This window comes from Acidobacteriota bacterium, assembly GCA_016716905.1.
In the GTDB taxonomy this organism is placed as follows: domain Bacteria; phylum Acidobacteriota; class Vicinamibacteria; order Vicinamibacterales; family SCN-69-37; genus SYFT01.
In genome coordinates this window covers 1-19631 of record JADJUS010000017.1, presented here as the reverse complement: position 1 = coordinate 19631, position 19631 = coordinate 1, and the positions used below count along the sequence as shown (strand labels likewise).

Here is a 19631-nt window from a genome sequence, read left to right as displayed (position 1 = left end):
CGACGGGCCGTTCACCTACGTGGACGGCATCATCTTCGGTATCACGTCGCAGATTACGCAGGTGCAGGCGACACATCACACGCGGTTCGCCGGCCAGAGCAACTACAGCCTCGTGCGATCGATTGCGGTGTGGCTCAAACTGGCGACGGGCTTCTCGGTGATTCCGCTGCGCGTCACGACGCTCATCGGCGGCGTCATCTCGTTGTTCTCGTTCCTGATGGCGCTGTTCTTCGTCATCCAGGCACTGGTGCTCTCGAAGTCGCCGGAAGGGTATCCGTCGTTGATTGTCACGTTGTTCTTCCTTGGCGGCATCCAGTTGATGGGACTGGGCGCCGTGGGCGAGTACGTCGGCAGGATCTTTCTCACGCAGAACAAGCTGCCGCAATTCACGGTGAAGGACGTCGCGCGTCACACGGAGCGCGACGGTGGGTAGAAGCGAAGGCCCCAGCGCTGCACTGGTGCTCGGTGTTTGCGCCCTGGTGTTGGCGCCAACGATAGCGTATCGGGTGGGGGTCGATCAGGGCGTGTTTGCGTACATGGGGGCCCAGCTGTTGCGCGGGGACTGGCCCTACATCCATTCGTGGGAAGCCGATTTTCCCGGGCTGATGTTCCTGCAGGCTGCCGAAATCTTCGTGTTCGGCAAGTCGATCGCGATGTTCCGGCTCTTTGATGTGTTGTTTCAGCTGGGCACGGCGTATTTCGTGTTCCGTATTGCCGACCGGCTCAGCGGCCGCGTTGGGGCCATGGTCGCCGCCATTCTCTACTGCCTGATTTACCAAGACTACGGGCCCTGGAACACGGCGCAGCGCGAAGGCTTCGGACTGCCCTTTGTGCTGGCAGGTTTCTGGATGGTCCTCACCGCCGACAGGCGATCGCCGTGGGTGACGGCGGCCATCATCGGCCTCGGGATGGGGTTTGCCATCACGATCAAGCCGACCATTCTCGCCCTGGCGCTGTTTTATCTGCCGCTCGCCACCGAACTTCGCACCCGCCGGGCTGTGGCCGTGGTGCTGGTGGCAGGTGCGTGCCTGGCCGCACCGTCAGTGGCGTTCGTCGGCCTCTACTGGACGCTCGGCGGTTTGACGCAGATGTACGAATCGCTCGTGAGCTACCAGCCGATTTATACCGCGCGTCTCAGGGGTACGGAGCCGTTGCTGACCTACTGGATGCAGAAATTCGGGAGCCTCGGCAGGAACGCCGTGGTGCTGCCCATCGTGTATGCGCCATTTCTTTTCCAGGGCACGTACCGCCGCGAACGGCTGATGGTGTGGCTCGGATTCGTCGGTTCGGTTTACAGCGTATTTGTGCAGGGCACGTTTGCCGGATATCACTATTTGCCGGGCATGGCGCTCGGGGCCATCCTGGTGGGCGATCTCTTTTCAACCGTCAGCAGTTGGGGACTGCGCCGCTTCCACAATTTCGTGCCAGTGGACGCCGCTCGGGCACAGCGCATCCTGGCCACGCTGATGCTCGTGGTCGCAGCGGCATCTTATGTGCGTGGGGCGCCTCTCAGGGACTTCGCCACCGGGCATTTCCTGAATCCACCCAGGGCGAACGAGTTCAGGAACGACACGGTCTTTGACTTCACCGAGTCGTACGACCTTGCCGCATACCTGCGCGCGCGGACGCAACCCAATGAGCCGGTGCAAGTGTGGGGGTATGAGTCTCTCGTCTACTACCTGGCTGATCGATCTGCGGCGAGTCGCTTCCAGATGACCCATCCGCTGGTCATGCGTGTTCCCGGCGAGGCTCTGACGCCGATGCAGCTGCGCTGGCGCGAGGAATTCGTCGGCGACATCAATCGTCGCCAGCCCCTGTATGTGGCGGTGGTGCAACACGACAACTGGTGGTGGTCGCCCGACGAGCGAACGTCCGAGGAGTTGCTGGACGACTTCCCGGAGTGGAAACACGTCATCGCGCGCGACTATGCGCTCGAGACCACGATCGGGCGTTTCCTTGTGTATCGCCGGATCACACACACGCCATCGAGGTCCGGCAGCTGACCTGCAGATGACGACCACCGCCGGCACCAGGAATCAGGCAGGCTACATCCCCGAGCTCGACGGCTTGCGGGCGATCGCCATCCTGCTTGTGATCGTCTTTCACTCCAGGACCATTGCGGACGCCGCGACCGATGGCCAGCAGTTCTTCATGCGGCTGGCCGAGACGGGCTGGGTCGGCGTGGATCTCTTCTTCGTGTTGTCGGGGTTCCTGATCACGGGAATCCTGATCGATACCGCTGGGCGCCCGGGGTACTTCCGCTCGTTCTACATCCGGCGCGTCCTGCGGATCTTCCCTCTGTATTACGCCGCTCTGGCCGCATTCGCCATCGGCTTTCACGTCTTCGGCATCGAACGCCTGGCGCCGGTCTCGACCACGGCGGAAGTGGCTCATTGGGTCTATCTGCAGAACTGGCTGCCCCTGTTTGGCGTGGACTGGACGCGTCCGCTCGCGCACTTCTGGTCGCTCGGCGTTGAAGAGCAGTTTTATCTCTGCTGGCCCGCCCTCGTGCTGCTGTTCGCCAGGCGCGGCCGTGTGGCCCAACTGTGCATCGGGACCATCGCGTTCGCCGTGGTGATGCGAGTGGTGTTCTGGTGGGCCGGGGTCAGCGAGGCCGGCAACTTCGCCACGGTGACGCGCATCGACACGCTCGCCATCGGCGGATACCTCGCCTGCCTGCAACGCGGCACCGGCTGGGCGCGCCTCGCGCCAGACGCCAGCCGCGGCCTGGGCCCGTGGTTACCGGCGGTGTTGGTGGCCAGTGCCCTGATGACGCTCGGCGTCGCCTTGTGGGGCGGGAGCTTCTTTCGCCCGACCAATCCACACATCTTCCTCTTCGGCTATCTTCCGTTGGCGATCCTGTTCGGCGCGACGGTGGCCTTCGCCCTCGTGGCCGGCCAGACTTCGCTCTGGCGGCGGCTGCTACGATGCCGGCCCCTGACCGAGATCGGCAAGATCAGCTACGGCATCTACGTGATTCATTGGCCGCTGGTCCTGGCCTTGCAGCCGATCTGGCCCGAGTCGGTGGGGGGATTCTGGGTCCGTCAGGCGACGTTCCTGCTCGTGATTTTGGCCGGGTCGTTCACGCTCGCAGCGCTAAGTTTTGCGCTCTTTGAGAGCCGCTTCCTGAACCTGAAGGATCGGCTGGCCGCCAGGCCGGGGTCTCCACCACATCAGCACACCGGTCACGCCCTGAACCAGAAAGCCCAGTGACCCAAGGGCGCACAGCGGCTTGACTGGACGCGCCTTTCGCAGGTTGTATCATGGCACCGACCCGACCATGCGACACACGGCCACCGTCCGTATCACGCACTGGATCACAGCATTCTCGGTTGCGGCACTCCTGCTGAGCGGCGTCGAGATCCTGATTTCCCATCCCCGCTTCTACTGGGGCGAAACGGGCAACGTGATGGACACGCCCTTGTTTTCGCTGCCTATCCCCAGCTCACGGTCCACCGTACCGACCGGCTTCTCGTACGTGTTGCCCGATCAGAACGGATGGAGCCGGTCTCTTCACTTTCAGTCGGCGTGGCTGCTCCTGCTGGCAGGCGGCGTGTATCTGGCCGCCGGACTCCGGACGCGGCACTTCCGAGACAGGTTGTGGCCCACACGCAGCGACACCACGTGGCGTGTGATGCGAAGCGCCATCAGCAAGAGCCTGCGGCGCGCCTCGCCCAGCGAACGGGAGGAGTGGTCGTACAACGGCCTCCAGCGGATGACCTACCTCGGCGTCATCTTTGTGCTGTTCCCAATGGTGGTCTGGACGGGGTTGGCCATGTCGGACGCCTTCGCGGCCGTTAGCCCAGGGCTGGTCAGCGCGCTCGGCGGCCGGCAATCGGCACGGACGCTGCATTTTGTCCTGACGGTGTTGTTGTGCGCCTTCCTGCTGGTCCACGTGGCGATGGTGTACCGCGCCGGCTTCGTGAGGCGGGTGCGCGCGATGATCACGGGGCAGACGGGCAGTCACAAGGAGAAGCCATGAGCGGAATGAGTCGGCGCACGCTCCTCACGCGCGGCCTCGCGGCTGCGGCGGGGTTGTCTGGTCTCTCGGTGGCCGCCCGGCTCGCCGAACGCTACGGCCTGATTCCGCCGGATGCGGGGAACATCTACGGCATGGGCGAGACACTCACGTACGCGGCCAATCGACTGATCGTGGGCGACTCGCCGGCTCGCGAATTCCCACGCCACATGATCTCGACAGCGCCATTCGCGAATCCCTCAATGCCCGGAGAGATGTTCAAACGCCTGGAAGCGGGAGGCTTCGCGGACTGGCGCCTCGAAGTGGGCGGCATGGTGGCGCGCCCATTGTCGCTGTCTCTGCCTGATCTCAGGCGGTTGCCGGAACGCTCGCAGATCACGCAGTTGGCCTGCGAAGAAGGATGGTCGTACATCGCAGAGTGGCGCGGAGCCGCGTTGGCCGACGTCCTGAACGCCGCCGGTCTCCTGCCGGGTGCACGTTACCTGGCGTACTACTCAACCGACCCCGACTCATGGGAAACCATCGACATCGCTGAAGCGCGCCATCCGCAGACGCTAGTGACGTGGGGCATGAACGGCAACGACCTGCCCGTCGGGTTTGGCGGACCGCTCCGGCTCAGGGTCCCTCGACAACTCGGCTACAAGAGCCTGAAGTTCCTGACTCGTGTGGTCGCCGTGGACGGCGTGAGGCACCTCGGCCAAGGAACGGGCGGCGCCAATCCACAGTGGGGCTACTCGTGGTACGCGGGAATCTGACGATGCATCCCAACGTTGAAGAATCGACTAGCGGCCCGCCCGGGGCCGCCACCACATCAGCACCCCGGTGACGCCCTGAACCAGAAAGCCCAGTGACCCCAGGGCGTACAGAAGCTTGACGGGAAGCGCGTACTCCCTCGCGGTGTGCAGATCCACGAACAACCGCCGCGCCGGCCCCGGCGCGATCATCGTCATGCCCACACCGGTCACGGCAAGCACCAGCATCAGCACCGCCGATAGTCCGTATGACGTGGGTGTTTCCCGAACATTACGACCCCTATCAGACGCTGGCGACCCCGCCACGGGGACGGTCAGTGTGCAACAGACCTACACGGACTACCGCAAGGGCGCCTCGGCCAAGCTCGACAGCCTGCCCCCCCCCCCCCCCCCGCCGGACGCGTACATGCCGTTGAACCGTCCCCGGCGGACTCGTCCGAAGCGCGAGGAGTGAGCAGCGAGCGCGAGCGAGCCAGCAGCCGCGTCCGCGCGGCCATCACTGCCTTAACGTTTCGACCGGATCGACCCGCCCTGCTCTCCGAGCTGGCAGGTAGCACGCGACGAGAACGACGAGTGCGAGCGCAGTCGGTACGATCGCGAAGACCAGCCAATCCGTAGACGGGATGCCATCGGCTATGTGCGCGGTGTAGCGAAGAGCAATGACGCCGCCAGCCAGTCCGATAACCGCGCCGATGGCGGCCATGCGTCCGCCTTCTTCCAGGACGAGGCGGACCAGATCGGCCGGCCGCGCGCCCAGCGTGGCGCGGATGCCGAGTTCGCGAAGACGTCGCGCCACCGAGAACGAAACCACGCCGTAGAGTCCGATGCACGCGAGACCGAGGCCGACGAGGCCGGAGACGCCCAGAATGGTGGCAGCGAGGCGGCGTGGGTAGAGCAGTTCGTCCATTTACGCTTTCATTGGTCGCACCTGCGTAGCGGCCGTGAACGGGTCGATTCCACCTACGGTGGCTCGGACCGCCGTGATCGTCTCGGGGCCTGCGCCGCGCACCACCAGGTGCCATGCCCACGGCCGCCAGTCCTGACCGAGTGAGGTATACATGCGCGGTGGGTCCGTGGGTTTCGAGAGTACGGCCTGCGTGTCGTTCACCACGCCGATGACTTCGTACCACTCGAGCTTCGCGTTGGACTGCTGAGGCGAGAGTCTGGCGATGCGCTGTCCAACGGCAGGTCGATTCGGCCAGAGCCGGCGCCCGACTGCCAGGCTGACGATCGCGACACCGCGAACCCGGCGTGTGTCGCGGTCGTCAAAATCGCGGCCGTCGAGGATCCGCATACCGAGGGCATCGAACGCCCCTGGCGAAACCTCGACTACTTGAACGGGAAAATCGTCCGGCCGGCCTGCCGCGTGCGCGCGCTGTCGCTGGTCGCCACGTCGGGTTGCGAGGTGGCCCAGGTGGGCAGCGAGCTGGTCAATCCGGCATGAAGCCCCGGCATCGCCGCGAGCACATTGTGCAGAGACAAATACAAAGCCTGGTACTCCGCGGCGATCTCGGCATCTGGCCGCCGCTTGGACCAGGGTTCATCCTCGGGCGTCGTCCGCGAGAGTGAAAGCACTGTGGCTTGATCCGGCCTGTATCCCAGAGGCGCGTCCTCGAGTTGGCGAAGCGATCGCACATGCACGCCGGTAACAACAAGGAGGAGCAGCGAGAGTGCGACCTGGGGCACAACCACCCAATGACGGAGGCGCCGGCGCGTCTGGCCTGAATCGCGATAACCGCCGGCCAGTGCAGACAACACGTCCACTTTCAGTGCCTGGCGGACCGGTGCAAGTCCGATCAGGATTCCGGTGACCAGGCATACCGCGGCGGCGAACGCGACGACACGGACATCAAAGGCGGCATCAACAGTGAAGTTGTTTGGCGTGAGCGACATGAAAAGGCTAACCAGATTCCATGCGAGCAACAGACCGAGCAGCCCTCCTGCGGACGTGAGGAGTACGGTCTCAGTGAGGAGTTGTCTGGCCAAACGAAACGGCGTCACGCCAAGCGCCCGTCGAGTGGCCAGCTCGTTGGTGCGGCTCATGCCGCGCGCGAGCAGCAAACCTGTGATGTTGATTGTCGCGATGACGAGCACCATCGCCACCACAATTGAAAGCGCAGTCGCGATGCGCTCGGGAACAATTGTGCTGCCGAACTCCTGCGGCAGCCGCACGTCATTCGCGGCCTTGACGACGTAGTAGGGAACACCGGGCGGAAGGGCATACTGCGGGCGTACTTTCCTGGTCTCTTCGTTCTGTCGAGAGCCGAGAATATTCAGACTCAATTGCGTCTGCTCTGCAGTCACGCCGGGCCTCATGCGGATGAATGCACTTCCGGCGTACCCCTTGTTAACCTGCTCGCCGACGACCCACCAGCGTGATGGCGTCCATACTCCCGTGAGTCCTTTGAATTCCGGTCCGACGATGCCGATGACCGACACGTTGCGGTTGTTGATGCGTATCGTGCGTCCCACGACATCGGCCGCACCGCCAAGCCGTTCCTGCCACAGCGCGTGGCTGATCACTATGCCGACGTCTGGATTGGTCTGATCGTCACCGGCTGCGAAAGTTCGCCCTGCGATGGGCTTTATGCCCAGAACATCGAAATAGTTAGCCGAGACCCATTCGCCCCAGGTTCGCTCCGTGAGACCGCCAACCTCGATGTCGCGCGGAATACCCCAATACGCAGCGATGGCCGCGACTCCACGATTACTGTCCAGAACATTCTGGGGGCTGGGGATGAAGGGGTTCGGCAAAGTTCCAAACGATGCAGGCCAAGTGGTCCGGTTCGACTGGTTGCGATAGATGAAGGCAACTTCCTCTGGCTTCTCGATGGGCCACGGTTTGAAAAACACCGTGTAGACCACGCTGAAGATCGCACTGTTGATGCCGATGCCCAGCGCGAGCACACCCACCGCGAGCGCGGTGAACCCGCGATGGCGTTGAAGCTGACGGAGGCCGGAACGGAGGTCATACCAAAGGCTGCCCAAAGGTGCTCCCTTGCTGGGGCGGTAGCCGCGTGTGGTGCACCTTAACATAGCAGCTCGCGAAGCGAGCCAGCAGCGTGCGAAGCACGCCAGCAGCCCGTCTCACGGCCAGCAACTCGTCGCCGGTCACGCGCTCGGCTCTGGCCGGCACCGGCTCGCGGATGGACTGCACTCGTAAGGTCACTAGATCTCCTCTGAGGCGTCCTTGTTGTATTCGCCTAATCCCTACCAGACGATGACCACCTCGTGCAGCGGTCCATGCCAATGCGCCCTGCCCGCGCGCGCTTCTAGATACTCAGCGAACGACTACGTCCACAAGATCGACGTCGACGGTCATCGTCTCGACCTTTCCGCCAGAGCGTGGTTCCCGCACAACATAAGTGAAGCTCCCACTTAGTTGACCGACGCGATTTCGGACGGCACTGAGCCGCGTAATCGTCAGTAGTTCATCTGAACGCTGTATCTCTTGAGAAAACAGATTCAACCCGCTGGATCCGACCGTTCCGGACAGTGGCGCTGCCGCCGCCGTGCCCAAGCGAACGATTCTCCCCAAAGCATCAATGACGAGCTCAAACGACTCAGACCCGCCTTCTCTCTCGATTCTGCGACAGAAATCTTGTGTATCGCTGACGCATTTACGGACTATGTAGCGACCCCGCCACGTGCCTGAATAGTCGCTGAGATCAGGCAACGGGCTGTGGCGGATAGTCCTGACGATCTCACCACGAATATCAAGAAGTACAGTCGGCGTCGTACTCACTAGTTCCAAGCTGCCAAGCATGAAATCCGCTGAAGGCAGAGAGAGCAGCATCTCGCGAACCTCCAAGACGGATTGATAAGTGTTCTCAAGGACGGTGCTGCGCCCCTGAAGACTCGCAGTGTTGCCGGAAATGCGCCCCGAAACGGGCGACTGCCCGCGAGCCTCCAGAATGTAGCCGCTGAGGGTGTCGCCATGATCTTCTACCCGAAGGGTCAAAGGCACCACGCTCCCTCGATCCGGACAGTACCAAGGCCGGTTAGAGTCACAGCTCACCACGCGGTACTCTGTCTCCCAAATTCCGGAGAAACTGCTCAGCGGAGCGGGTCCCGGCGAGGTCGGGGTCGGCTGGGTCGGGGTCGGCGGTTGCGATTCTCGGCTGCAGCCGAGGGCCGTCGCCGCCACGAGAATCAGGGAAATGATCCTCTGGGTCATGATCACCATTCTAACAGCCGCAGCAAGACTGGCTGCCAGGCACGGACGCGCCCGGCAGCCGCCCTAGGTCACCGAGAATCTCAACAGCCATTGTCGAACGAAAAACTCGAGTATCCAGATTGGATTGTTGCAGGACAGATCTGGAGAGGCGTTCTCGGAGGCCGGGTCTTCAGACCCGGCGACAGCCGACCCGGCGAATCGAACAGGCCGGCAAGCCGGTACAGCATGACAGTCGACGTGCCAGTGGGCGTAATATCGAGCGTCTCGCGGATCTTCGCGTAGAAGGTCTCACCGATCACGCGCAGGGCTTCACCGGTTGGATGCAAATCGTCGCCGACATAGTACCGGGGGATATCGACGTTGAGCGCGGCATACACATCGACCAGTGGGACGCCCTTCCGAGCCGCGAGGTTGCGAATCTCCGCGTTGAACGGGGCTACTAGCGGAACCTGCGAGTTGTACGTGCCGCCAGGCGCAATGGGCGGCACCGTCGCCAGGAATACCATCACACCTCGTGAACGAGCTAAATCGATCATGGCCTCGAGCGAATCAAGCGCCTTCGGCAGAGCAGATCCATCAGTTAGGTCGTTGGTGCCTTCCATCAGCATCAGGACTTCCGGGTTGTAGTTGTTGAGTTCGATCGGCAGCCAATCTTCACCCTGCACCGCTGTTTCGCCGGGTTGGCCACGAGTGAACACCTGGAAGCTCTGCTGCGTGTAGCGCCCTCGAAGCAGCTCCTCGAGCCGTACTGTGTAAGGCGGACATGTGTTCGGGAGCGGATTCTTCGGGCCGCATCGACCAAACGTGATGCTGTCGCCAAACCCGAGTAGCCTCGTCTTGGAGATCTTCGGGATGGCCGTCACCGTCACATTGAAATTGCACGACGTCTGGCGCGCAAGCGCATCCGTGGCAGTGCAAGTCACAATCGTTGATCCCAACGGGAACGTCGATCCTGTTGCCTTCGAGCAGGAAACAATCACTGGGAGCTGGCCATTCACGGCAGTGGGAACTGTGAACGCATGCGGCACTGGCGCGCCATCAGGCGATACGAGCGAGGCCGAAGCGGGACAGGTCAGCGTCGGTGCATCGGGGCTCGGCGTCGGCGGAGTCGGGGTCTCGCACGCACCAAGGGCGATCATGGCCAGCAGGACGAACGGTTGTCCGAGACGACGGGCCATATATTCATCCACTCGCGAACCGAATCTAGCGCCACGGCTTGTCCACCTAACGCCCGGCTTCAGCCGCGGCGGAATCGAATGCTTGCACCATCCGCCGTCGGCTGCAAGCCGTGTTAGGCAGTTCCCCGTCAGGGTTTCGGCCTCTTGCGGTTCAGTTGGGACTCCAGGTAGGCCTCGTACACCGAAGGCGCGTCGTCGACAAACAATTCAGTGAAGCCGCACTCGCCACACACGCGAGCGAAGACGTCGACCTTCTCTTGCAACTTGAACAGCTTCTGGGGCCGACGCGCCGCCCCGACCTGGATGTTTCCAGAGTCGGCGCCGAAATGACCGCGATCAATCAGCCGCGCCCGTGGCACGACTTTGACTGACCCACACTTGGAGCACGATGCGTCTGTCGGCATGTTGGTAATCCACTCCCCTTCGATCGTCCGACCGGTGAACTCCCTATATCGGCTGACTGTCGTTGATCTGCCTAACTTCTTAGTAGCCCGCGAGGGTCGAACCCGACCAAGGCCACAACTCACAGCTATTGCCCCTCGCCCAATCCGTGCTTCGGCCCGTTTCCTCACGAACAGGCCGGAGTCTAGCAGAACCCCGCCAGTCGGGAGCACATAGCCGAGCGCTCGCAGCCATACGTGGAAATACCACCGTGTGGGAACGAATATGGGCGCGGCCGCGGCAGCCATACGCAGCGAACACGCGAGCCAGGATGACCCGTAACTCCCCTCCTGCCTGAGTGTTGCAACGTTCATTGGCCGTCCCGCCACTCGGCGCATACGCGCGAGGGCCGGTCAGCCTATCCCAAGCCGATCCGCCAGGCGACGTTCCTGCTCGTAATTCTGGTCGGGTCGTTCACGCTTGCGGCGCTAAGTTTTGCGCTCTTTGAACGCCCGTTCCTGAACCTGAAGGACCGGCTGGCCGCCAGGCCGGGGCCGCCACCACATCAGAACCCCGGTCACACCCTGAACTAAAAAGCCCAGGGACACCAGGGCGTACAGGACTTTCACGGGAAGCGCGTACTTCCGCGCGGTGTGAAGATCGACGAACATCGCCCGCTCCGGTCCCGGCGTGAACATCGTCATCCCCACACCGGTGACGGCCACCAACAACATCAGCACCAGGCCCAACGCTCCAGCGGAGTGGTGAAGGTCGATCACGGCGCGCCGCCACCCGGCCGACAGCCGCACGGCAAACGATTTCCGCTTCCACCACAGCCACACACCGCCCAACTGCAGCACGATCGCCGCACCAGTGGCCGTCAGCACAATCATGTTCCCGACCGAACCGAGCGCCAGTGTCTCGTGAAGCCGGCTGGCCGCGCGTCGAAGTAGATCTGGACCAGGCACGGCGAGTAATGCACCAGTCGCTCCGGCAATCGCCAGGATGATCGACGTCGAGAGTCCAATCCAGCGGTGGGTGATGAGGACGAACCGGCGCGAAGTCATCGGTCGGCGAGGTCGGGATAAAAGCGGCCCGCAGGATACGCGCCGCCCTTGAGGCTATCGCGGCAGTAGTCGAGGATCTGCTGCCGGATGGCGGGCGTGACATCCGCATCGCGTGTTTCCTTGCCGCTACGCAGGAACTGCCCGCCGGCGACCGAGAACATTGTGGGCGGTGCCATCTCGAACACCTCTTCGTGCTCCTTCATGTAGGCAAAGCTGCACCGCTGTGCCACAAGGCTCCGCTCGTTGGCCGACAACTCGACGCCGAGAAACGTCGCGACCCGATCGATCACGCCAGCCAGATCACGCTTCATCTCTTCGAAATGGAGGAACAGCACGTTGCCGTGCTGCTGCGACCATCGCCACCACCCGTCCACGTGCCGGGGCCACGGCAGCCAATACATTCGATCGCTCGTGAACCACGCCGCCTGAGCGTCGACGGGCGGCATCAGCGGACCGAGCATCGACTGATTAAAGTCCACGATGCTGGCGAAGCAGGCCACCGGGTGCCTGGCGACGTAGATGTATTTGGCGTCGCCACCATAGGGACAGTGACTGGCCGGCAGATGGGTCTTGATGATCCGCGTCGGCCGTGTGCCAACGAGCGGCGCATCGGCCATCGAGACGCTGTTGACCGCCTCGATCCACGGGCTCATGGCATACAGATGGGTTGGGCCGGGTTCCGAGAACTCACCCCGGCCCTTGCTGACAATCTGAAAGACGATCTGCTGCATCCACGTGGTGCCGCAGCGCATCTGGGTTGCCACAAACACATCCTCGGCCTGGGGGCGATACTGCCGGGCGCGGGCGAACACTTCCGGCGTGCTGACTCTGGGTGGGCCGCTCACGCCCTCATAGTCGAAGACCGGCATCGAATGGCCTGAACGGGTTAGCGCGACCAGAGCGCGGAGGATCGGCTTTGCGGGAAGTGACAACAACCGGATTTGCCGCTTCAGCGCCCGGCGGGCGGCGAGTGGCCGACCGTAATAGGCCATTCCGGCGGTGTGACGCTGCTCCCAGCGGAAATACCAGAGCAGGTAGCTGACGGCGGCGACACCGAGCAGCGCCGCTGCAACGGCTGCGCCGATCCAGTTCATTGGGCAGGTTTATCGGAGCGACCGGTCACCATCAGCCAGATTTTCCTGGCCAACCCGACCACACGGTTCCAGAACATCATGACAACGCCCACGATGGCCGCAATCGCGGACGTGAGAGGCAGGAACGCCTCGGGCCCGATGTAGAGCAGCACCCACGCCACGAGCGCGGGCTGGACGTCCGGAGGGAGGGGCACCATCAACATACGTCGTCTAGGCAGAGTATCACCGTGCCGCCCGCTTGGCGGCTCTGGCGTTTCTGATCAGGTCCAGAAAGCTCTCAACAACCGCGTTCTCGGACCAGTGCTTTCTGGCGGCTTCGAACGCGCCCGTGGCGAACGAGTCGCGCAACTCGGGATCGCCGTGCAGGCGTGCGATGGCCGCCACGAGTTCGTCTGTATCCGAAAACAGCAGCCCGCCCTTGGCACGCTCGATGATCTCCGGAAACGGCCCGATGCGTCGGGCGATGACGGGCGTGTGGTAGTGGAACGCCTCAATCAACACAATACCGAACGTCTCATAACCCGACGACGGCACAATGGCCGCGATGGCGTGTTCGTAGTACCGCCGGAGGTCGTGGTTGGCGATGCGGCCGAGGAACTTCACATTGGGGAGATCGGCCGCGAGCGCCCTCAGTTCCGGCATCTCGTTGCCGTCGCCGATGATCAGCCAGTCGGCATCCGGAAAGCGCCGGAACGCCGGGATCACCGAATCGAGTCCCTTGATGCGCGCCAGGCGGCCCACCGACAGGAAATAGGGCCGCTGCTGCGGTCGTTCAGACATGCGCGGCGCGGGTTGCTCCGGAAAAGGCGCCGGCAGGAAATACGGCAACACTTCCATCGGCTGGGCGAGCCCGAACTCACGATGTTTGTTGCGGCTGAATTCGCTGCGCGCGATGAACAGGTCGACGTCGGCCAGCCGGCGTTTGAGTGCGCCGGTGTGGCGCCAGAGTTGCGGCGGCCGCCGGTAGCTCATCACGCAGCGTGTGCAGGCGCGCACGTCACAGGGCTCTCGGTTGAAGCGCCACAGGACGTGTGTGGGGCAGACGAGCCAGTGTTCGTGGGCCACATACACGCGCAGCGCGGGCCCGCCGAGTTTCAGGATGCCGGGGCCTCCCACCAGCGACACGTTGCCGTAGACGATGACGTCGGGCGCCCGTTCCCGGAGCAATGTGTCAATCGCGCGGCCGTGCATGACGGGGTAGCCGAGCTGGTGTGTCAGGAACGGCGACACCACACCCAGGCGGCTGCGCAATCCGACCACCTCGACGCCGTCCTGAATCACCGGCTGGTCGGGCAGTGTGGTGCCCGCCAGCCACTCATAGGCGTCCACGTCGTGCACGACAGTGACGTGATGGCCGCGATCCACAAGCGCCAGAGCCGTCCGCTGCACGTCGATGCCATCGCCGCCGAAATTGAACGGCGGATAAAACGTCGTCAAGAAACAGAAGCGGAGGTGAGCCATCAGAACGCCGCCTCTGCCACGCGGACGGCGTTCGCCATCAGGGTGAAGGTGAGGTTCTTGGCGGGCAAGAATGGAAACGTCGCCCCGTCCACGACAAAGACGTTCTCCAAGTCGCGGCTTTGGCACTGCGGCGTGGTGGTGAACGGCGCGGCCGTGGGACTCATGGGCAACGTGCCGGCATAGTGCACGCTCGAGCCCATGGGCCTGACGTGCGCCATGCCGGGTGGGACGACGCAGTTGAGGCTGAACAGCACGCGCTTGATGCGACTCAGGGCCTGTTTGATCCGGGCGGGTTCATCGGCGCCGGGAGTGTAGTGCAGGTTCAGGCGCGGGAGGTCGTCGCCGGTCAGCTCAACGTAGCTCGTCACGCCGGGTATCCCTGAAGTTGACGTTCACCAGGCCAAGCGCCGCGTGAATGGCGCGGAAGAGGTAGGTGGAGGCCGACAGATCGAGCGGCAGCCGCTGAATCAGCGGATGCACGAGTGCCGTCTTGAGGGTGGTGATCTGTCCGTGCACGTAGTCGCGCGGGTGTATCGGCCTCAAGGCCGACGCCGAGCAGGTGGTATTGATACGACTCTGGTGAAAACTGCCGCCCCAGCATTCCCAGGTTCACGAAAGGCACGAGCACCTGTCGATTGTCCATCAACCCGCGAAGACGGACGCGCTCGCCGGTTTTTCGCAGGATCGACATCAGGAAGATGCGGGTCGAGAGCAGCGCGCCGGCGGCAGGGCGACCCGGTCCACGGCAAACTCCTGTTCCACTCCGGTCTCGAGCGACTTTGCCACAACCGCGCGCGCGTTGGCCCGGGCCGATGTCCAGGTGGCTGACCTCCACGCCAGGCACGTAGTCGAAACCCGGAAAGGTCTGGCATTCGAGAAGCGTCTGAGAGGGCGTGTAGAGCGCACCACGCGGGCACCCCCAGAGGCACCGGCCAAGGTAGTCGCAGGCCTGCCGGACGCCCAGTGCCCGGCTGAGCGTGGCGACGCGCGTACGTCCCATGTAGGCGCCGCCGCGGTTGAGGCGGCCGCGCATACGCCCGTACGACTCCATCAGCACCTGGGAATGCCGATCGAGCTGGAGCGGGGGCAACAGGTGATCGTGCATCGGCAAAAAACGCGCGAGGTCGTCCTGTTCGCCCGTAATGCCAATGCGCCGTGCCACCTCGTCATAGTGCGGTGCCAGATCGCTGTAGGGAAACGGAAAGTCCCGGGATCTCGGCAGCGGTCAGAGGATAACACCCGCCCGTCCACGCTTCGGCCAATCCGCCGCGGGCGAACGAAAAGAGCGGCGCGAAGCCAGTGCCCGTGTGACTGAAGCCGGCCGGCGGGTCAAACACATAGTCTTTGCTGGGGAATGCCGTAATACTCGTCATCCACTCCAGGCAAAAGCGCAGCTTCCTGCGCCGGACCTAAAAAATACGCCGCCGGATCTGCAAGCCGGTGCTTGAGTTGGTCGAGGCTCGCGTCGGGCAACACCGCGGCGCGTCCCTGCCGACCCACGTCCAGCATCCGCACCGTGCCGCCTTTGCGCAATACGGTCAGGGCGAAATGAATACCGCTCGCCCCCGACCCCACCACCGTCACCGTGGGAGTCATGGCGCGCCTTTTCCCATCAGGGCCATGACGAGGCGCGTTGGGGTGAAGATCAGGGTTCCCACCAGCAGACTCACGAGTGCCGCAGCGGTGCGCGCGCCGAGTCGGATGAAGAGCTTCGGCATGGAACCGCCAACGGCCTGATCGATCGCCTGGCTGAAGGGGGGACGTGTTTCGAGAATCGCCAGCAGAAGCACCAACCGCTTCCGCAGCGCTCCGGCCCGAAGGAAGAGGCTGGCGTAGGCATCCGCAATCTTCGCGCACACAGGGTGGATTCGCGCGAACGAGAGCAACGCCTCGTCGAAACGGCCGCGAGCAGAGAGGACGGGCATGCCGGCCAGTGCGGCACGGCACGTCGCCGTGACGTAGTCGTCCGGATCGCGGCCCAGCAGATGTTGCGTGAAGACCCGGCATTCCGCGCCAGTAGCGTCGCCGGCGGTACGGTTGGCATCTGGCATGCCCGGCACCATCTCCGCGATGCCGATCAGGCTGGGACCCAGCCGTTCGTGAAGCGGGTGGCCAGCGGCCACGCCGTCGAATCGAAATGAGGAAAGTTGCCCGGCACTGATCGGCAGGAGCTTGCCAAGCCCGATCGCCTCAGCCATCCGCAACGGGATCCGCAGCACCGCAAGGGGCACGTGGACCACGCGTCCTGACCCTCCGGTGCGCGCGATGCGAATGTGTTGAAGCAGCGCCTCCATCGTCAGCGTCTCAGGACCGCCAATCTCGACAGTGGCATTCGTGAACAGATCCTGCCGGATCGTTTCCGTGATGCATCGGGCGACGTCGCTGACATGGATCGGCTGCACCCTGACCTCGTCCGGCGCCGGGCATGACGATGAACGGGAGGAGCGCGAGTTTCTCGAGGCTGCCCAGCACGGGCGCACCTGGGCCCAGAATGACCGTCGGTCGAAGGATGGCAAAGCGCAGCCCCGAGCGCGACACAGGCCTCCTCGGCGAGGCACTTGGCGAGGGCGTAGTGGTAGCCGGTTTTGTCGGGAAAGGTCGTGGCGATGGAACTGACGAAGAGCACCTTGGGGACACCGGCCTTGCGGCAGGCCTCGGCAGTACGCTGGTGCCGTGCGCGTTGACGCGCAGGTGGTCTTCGGCCGACGCGCGGCCGGTGGCCCGCAGCGAGGTGGACGACCACCTCGCACGAACGAAGCGCGTCCGCGTAGGTCGTCGGATCGAGCAGGTCGCCATGAATGACCGTGGTGTTGGCCCCAGCCGTCTGCGGCATGTCTCGGCGTGCGAGCGCAATCACGGGACGGCCCAACGGCTGAAGCGCGGCCAGCAGCGTCCTGCCGACGAATCCGCTTCCGCCGGTGACGAATATCGTGTCCCGCATGGTCACGCGCCCCGGAGCGTCGGGCCCGGAGGTCAGGTCCTCCTCCACGATATACATCGGGCGCGGCTTGACCTCGTTGAACACCCGGCCGAGGTACTCGCCGAGAATGCCCAGGCAAATCAGCTGCACGCTGCCCATGAACAGCATCGCCACCATGATCGTGGCCCAGCCATCCACCGTGTAGCCCATCAGTTTCTGCACAAACACGCTCAGGAGGTAGAGCACCGCGAGTATCGCCGACGCGTAGCCGGTCCAGGTCGCGAGTTTCAGCGGCATGGTGGAAAACGATGTGATGCCGTCGAACGCGAACTTCAGCATCTTCCGGAACGGGTATTTGGTTTCGCCGGCAAAGCGGCGGTCGCGTTTGTACGTGATGCTGGTCTGCGGGAATCCCACCCAGCTGACGAGGCCGCGCACGAACCGGTCCTTCTCGCGCAATTGTTTGAGCTGTTCAACCACACGCCGGCTCATCAGCCTGAAGTCGCCCACGTTGGCGGGAATGTGGATGTTGGTCAGCCGGCCCAGCAGCCGGTAGAACATGGTGGCCGTGGCCAGTTTGATCGGGGTTTCGCCCGCTCGATCGGATCGCACGCCATAGACGACGTCGAAGCCCTCGCGCCACTTCGCGATCATGTCAGCCACGACCTCAGGTGGGTCCTGGAGATCGGCGTCAATGATGACGGCACAATCTCCTTTGGCGAAATCGATGCCGGCACTGATGGCGATCTGGTGCCCGAAGTTCCGCGAGAGTTTCAGCACGCGGATTCGCGCATTCTGTTTCGCGAACTGCGCGAGCCGCTGATACGACCCGTCCACACTGCCGTCATCAATAAACACGATCTCGTAGGCCATGCCCTCGAGCGCGCCAAGCGCCTGGGTCGCCCGTTCATAAAACGCATCGATCGCTTCGATTTCGTTGAAGACCGGAACGACCAGCGATACCAGTGGTTCGCGTGCCGGTTGACTACTGGGCGCCATGCGTGATCTCCAATCGGCTGCCGTACCGCCAGATGCCCGCGGCCACGGCCAGAGTCAGGACCAGCAACATCGTCGGCGGCCACCATGTGCCCAGCCACGCGCTGTCAGGCCTGGATGTCAGGGTCAGGACGCGATACCAGGGTAGCTGCGGTCCTCGGAAAAGAGCAGTTGCCATGATTTCATCACCGGTTCGCGATAGACGGCGATGACCCACGCATGCATCACGGCGACAGCGGTGATGGCGGCCTTGAGGCGCCAGCCGATCCGGATCCAGTGGTCCGCAAGCGCGAGCATCAACAGCGGCACCAGCGGCAGCAGATAGCGGAACCCGCTGTTGAACTGCAGCCGCGAGTACTGATTGGCTGACGCGAACAGCAGCAGCGCGACCCAGCAAATCCACACAAACCACCGCTCACGTGCCGGCAGCACCAGCGCCCCCGGCGCGTAGCGCCAGACGGGCACCACCGAGAGCAGCAGAATCGGTCCCCAGGAATACATGCCGAAGGATGGATCGAACAGGCTCTTGAAGAACAGGTCTGGGGCCGGCAGGGTGAAGCCGCGCATGCCGACGGCGACGTATTCGTTCTGGTTCGGCATCCAGTGCTGTCCCGGCCAGAAAGGGTGGCCGTACATCGCCCACTGGCTGAACAGCAGGAACGCGATCGGGGCAGGCTTCCCACGACCATCACCAGCGATTCCCGGAACGACTGCCACCACGACGCCGACGAGAGCCCGGGAATGAACAGGTAGGCCCACAGCAGCGGCATGATGATGACGCCGATGTAGTCGGTGGCCAGGGTCACGCCGGCGAAGAGGCCGGGCCAGCGCCCGGCGGCGTTGCGAGACCGGTCCCCCGCGGCCCCCACAGCAGGACAAACGACGCGAACATCGCGCACATGACGAACATGTTGTGTCCGAGCACCGTGGCCCGGTAGAACAACGGCGTGCCGAACCCGAGCAGGAACGTGAGCCACGTGGCCTGCGTGGGATCAATCCTCGCCGCCTGAGCACGCGGTAGAAGAACACGAGAAACAGCGCCGTCAGCGGCGCCATGAACAGGGCGGTCGTGATGAATGTGGCCGCGCCGAATCTCAGGTCGAGTCCGCGCTCCTTGACGAGGCGGAAGAAGTTTACGCTGTTGCGTCGCGTGGTCCGGTATTCAACATCCGGCACGCCCTGCTCGGCCAACCGTGCCTTGCTGTAGTTCTCGATGGCGTCGAGGGCGGATCGAGCAGGAACAGCGGGACTGCCGCAAGCGCCGAGACAAGCACCTGATTGCCGATGACCGAGTGCCCGTCACGATGCACAAAATATCGGGGTGAAATCCTGATACTCGTCCACGCGAAACGTGCCGTGCTCGGCGATGCTGAACGCCGGGTAGTGCTGCGCACAACATTCGTCGCAAAGTGCACGGATACACGAGGCGGGCAATCAGGAAGATGCGCCAGGCCACGCGACGCAAGGAATGCCGGAGGCCACGGCGCCTGCCGATAACCGCGAGCCTCTTGTTCCCCAACGTTGGCCCACTACACTTGCAGCGAAGTCGAAGATGAGGGACGACCACCGAAGACGGCATCGCGCTCCTGGTCCACACGCGCGAGCACCGAGGATGAGCCCGTGCCG

22 protein-coding genes are annotated in these 19631 nt (G+C 63.6%); 5 read left to right on the top strand and 17 right to left on the bottom strand.

Annotated elements, in window-relative coordinates; translation table 11 throughout:
- From IPL75_15520 to IPL75_15500, 5 genes are all read left to right on the top strand, one after another.
- On the top strand, positions 1-433 hold a 433-nt coding region (locus tag IPL75_15520), incomplete at its 5' end, for a glycosyltransferase (GenBank protein MBK9241630.1).
- Complete coding sequence (locus IPL75_15515) at positions 426-2003, top strand: glycosyltransferase family 39 protein (protein MBK9241629.1); 1578 nt, start codon at positions 426-428, stop codon at positions 2001-2003. The genes IPL75_15520 and IPL75_15515, both read left to right, overlap by 8 nt.
- Positions 2004-2010: 7 nt before the next feature.
- On the top strand, positions 2011-3213 hold the full coding sequence (locus IPL75_15510; GenBank protein MBK9241628.1) for an acyltransferase: 1203 nt from the start codon (positions 2011-2013) through the stop codon (positions 3211-3213).
- A 67-nt stretch (positions 3214-3280) separates the two neighbouring features.
- The gene (locus IPL75_15505) at positions 3281-3982 is read left to right on the top strand and encodes a cytochrome b/b6 domain-containing protein (GenBank protein ID MBK9241627.1); all 702 of its coding nucleotides are present in this window, start codon (positions 3281-3283) and stop codon (positions 3980-3982) included.
- The gene (locus IPL75_15500; protein MBK9241626.1) at positions 3979-4734 is read left to right on the top strand and encodes a molybdopterin-dependent oxidoreductase; all 756 of its coding nucleotides are present in this window, start codon (positions 3979-3981) and stop codon (positions 4732-4734) included. The genes IPL75_15505 and IPL75_15500 overlap by 4 nt, the downstream gene beginning before the upstream one ends.
- A 27-nt stretch (positions 4735-4761) precedes the next feature.
- Here the strand turns inward: IPL75_15500 and IPL75_15495 are convergent, their stop codons facing one another.
- From IPL75_15495 to IPL75_15415, 17 genes are all read right to left on the bottom strand, one after another.
- Positions 4762-4965: a PepSY domain-containing protein gene (locus IPL75_15495; protein MBK9241625.1), complete on the bottom strand. Its 204-nt coding sequence runs from the start codon at positions 4963-4965 to the stop codon at positions 4762-4764.
- 262 nt (positions 4966-5227) lie between these two features.
- Complete coding sequence (locus tag IPL75_15490) at positions 5228-5638, bottom strand: FtsX-like permease family protein (GenBank protein ID MBK9241624.1); 411 nt, start codon at positions 5636-5638, stop codon at positions 5228-5230.
- A complete protein-coding gene (locus IPL75_15485; GenBank protein MBK9241623.1) occupies positions 5639-6025 on the bottom strand; it encodes a hypothetical protein in 387 nt (128 codons plus the stop codon). It lies immediately after the preceding gene.
- 35 nt (positions 6026-6060) lie between these two features.
- Complete coding sequence (locus tag IPL75_15480; protein MBK9241622.1) at positions 6061-7719, bottom strand: ABC transporter permease; 1659 nt, start codon at positions 7717-7719, stop codon at positions 6061-6063.
- Between the two features lie 292 nt (positions 7720-8011).
- A complete protein-coding gene (locus tag IPL75_15475; protein ID MBK9241621.1) occupies positions 8012-8908 on the bottom strand; it encodes a hypothetical protein in 897 nt (298 codons plus the stop codon).
- An 80-nt stretch (positions 8909-8988) separates the two neighbouring features.
- Entirely contained in the window at positions 8989-10086 is a 1098-nt protein-coding gene (locus tag IPL75_15470) for an HYR domain-containing protein (protein MBK9241620.1), read from the bottom strand.
- A gap of 869 nt (positions 10087-10955) precedes the next feature.
- Positions 10956-11534 (bottom strand): PepSY domain-containing protein, encoded by a 579-nt coding sequence (locus tag IPL75_15465; GenBank protein ID MBK9241619.1) that lies wholly within the window; start codon positions 11532-11534, stop codon positions 10956-10958.
- A complete protein-coding gene (locus IPL75_15460) occupies positions 11531-12628 on the bottom strand; it encodes a sulfotransferase domain-containing protein (GenBank protein MBK9241618.1) in 1098 nt (365 codons plus the stop codon). The genes IPL75_15465 and IPL75_15460 overlap by 4 nt, the downstream gene beginning before the upstream one ends.
- Complete coding sequence (locus tag IPL75_15455) at positions 12625-12825, bottom strand: hypothetical protein (GenBank protein ID MBK9241617.1); 201 nt, start codon at positions 12823-12825, stop codon at positions 12625-12627. Before IPL75_15455 ends, IPL75_15460 begins: the two co-directional genes overlap by 4 nt.
- 25 nt (positions 12826-12850) lie before the next feature.
- Complete coding sequence (locus IPL75_15450; GenBank protein ID MBK9241616.1) at positions 12851-14089, bottom strand: glycosyltransferase family 4 protein; 1239 nt, start codon at positions 14087-14089, stop codon at positions 12851-12853.
- Positions 14089-14457, bottom strand: coding sequence for a hypothetical protein (locus IPL75_15445; protein MBK9241615.1), 369 nt, complete (start codon positions 14455-14457; stop codon positions 14089-14091). The genes IPL75_15450 and IPL75_15445 overlap by 1 nt, the downstream gene beginning before the upstream one ends.
- Positions 14454-15251: a hypothetical protein gene (locus IPL75_15440; protein ID MBK9241614.1), complete on the bottom strand. Its 798-nt coding sequence runs from the start codon at positions 15249-15251 to the stop codon at positions 14454-14456. The genes IPL75_15445 and IPL75_15440 overlap by 4 nt, the downstream gene beginning before the upstream one ends.
- Positions 15252-15418: 167 nt before the next feature.
- Positions 15419-15685, bottom strand: a complete 267-nt coding sequence (locus tag IPL75_15435) for a hypothetical protein (protein MBK9241613.1) — start codon at positions 15683-15685, stop codon at positions 15419-15421.
- Positions 15682-16383: a hypothetical protein gene (locus IPL75_15430; protein MBK9241612.1), complete on the bottom strand. Its 702-nt coding sequence runs from the start codon at positions 16381-16383 to the stop codon at positions 15682-15684. The genes IPL75_15435 and IPL75_15430 overlap by 4 nt, the downstream gene beginning before the upstream one ends.
- A gap of 2 nt (positions 16384-16385) precedes the next feature.
- Entirely contained in the window at positions 16386-18008 is a 1623-nt protein-coding gene (locus IPL75_15425; protein ID MBK9241611.1) for a glycosyltransferase, read from the bottom strand.
- On the bottom strand, positions 17995-18183 hold the full coding sequence (locus IPL75_15420; protein ID MBK9241610.1) for a hypothetical protein: 189 nt from the start codon (positions 18181-18183) through the stop codon (positions 17995-17997). Before IPL75_15420 ends, IPL75_15425 begins: the two co-directional genes overlap by 14 nt.
- The gene (locus tag IPL75_15415) at positions 18132-18725 is read right to left on the bottom strand and encodes a hypothetical protein (GenBank protein ID MBK9241609.1); all 594 of its coding nucleotides are present in this window, start codon (positions 18723-18725) and stop codon (positions 18132-18134) included. The genes IPL75_15420 and IPL75_15415 overlap by 52 nt, the downstream gene beginning before the upstream one ends.
- Positions 18726-19631: the final 906 nt, after the last annotated feature.

Bases quoted from the DNA above. Each gene is read 5' to 3' on its own strand.
- IPL75_15510 (MBK9241628.1), top strand. From the start codon at position 2,011: ATGACGACCACCGCCGGCACCAGGAATCAGGCAGGCTACATCCCCGAG.
- IPL75_15505 (MBK9241627.1), top strand. From the start codon at position 3,281: ATGCGACACACGGCCACCGTCCGTATCACGCACTGGATCACAGCATTC.
- IPL75_15500 (MBK9241626.1), top strand. From the start codon at position 3,979: ATGAGCGGAATGAGTCGGCGCACGCTCCTCACGCGCGGCCTCGCGGCT.
- IPL75_15490 (MBK9241624.1), bottom strand. From the start codon at position 5,638: ATGGACGAACTGCTCTACCCACGCCGCCTCGCTGCCACCATTCTGGGC.
- IPL75_15485 (MBK9241623.1), bottom strand. From the start codon at position 6,025: ATGCGGATCCTCGACGGCCGCGATTTTGACGACCGCGACACACGCCGG.
- IPL75_15475 (MBK9241621.1), bottom strand. From the start codon at position 8,908: ATGACCCAGAGGATCATTTCCCTGATTCTCGTGGCGGCGACGGCCCTC.
- IPL75_15470 (MBK9241620.1), bottom strand. From the start codon at position 10,086: ATGGCCCGTCGTCTCGGACAACCGTTCGTCCTGCTGGCCATGATCGCC.
- IPL75_15465 (MBK9241619.1), bottom strand. From the start codon at position 11,534: ATGACTTCGCGCCGGTTCGTCCTCATCACCCACCGCTGGATTGGACTC.
- IPL75_15460 (MBK9241618.1), bottom strand. From the start codon at position 12,628: ATGAACTGGATCGGCGCAGCCGTTGCAGCGGCGCTGCTCGGTGTCGCC.
- IPL75_15455 (MBK9241617.1), bottom strand. From the start codon at position 12,825: ATGGTGCCCCTCCCTCCGGACGTCCAGCCCGCGCTCGTGGCGTGGGTG.
- IPL75_15450 (MBK9241616.1), bottom strand. From the start codon at position 14,089: ATGGCTCACCTCCGCTTCTGTTTCTTGACGACGTTTTATCCGCCGTTC.
- IPL75_15435 (MBK9241613.1), bottom strand. From the start codon at position 15,685: ATGACTCCCACGGTGACGGTGGTGGGGTCGGGGGCGAGCGGTATTCAT.
- IPL75_15430 (MBK9241612.1), bottom strand. From the start codon at position 16,383: ATGGAGGCGCTGCTTCAACACATTCGCATCGCGCGCACCGGAGGGTCA.
- IPL75_15425 (MBK9241611.1), bottom strand. From the start codon at position 18,008: ATGGCGCCCAGTAGTCAACCGGCACGCGAACCACTGGTATCGCTGGTC.
- IPL75_15420 (MBK9241610.1), bottom strand. From the start codon at position 18,183: ATGGCAACTGCTCTTTTCCGAGGACCGCAGCTACCCTGGTATCGCGTC.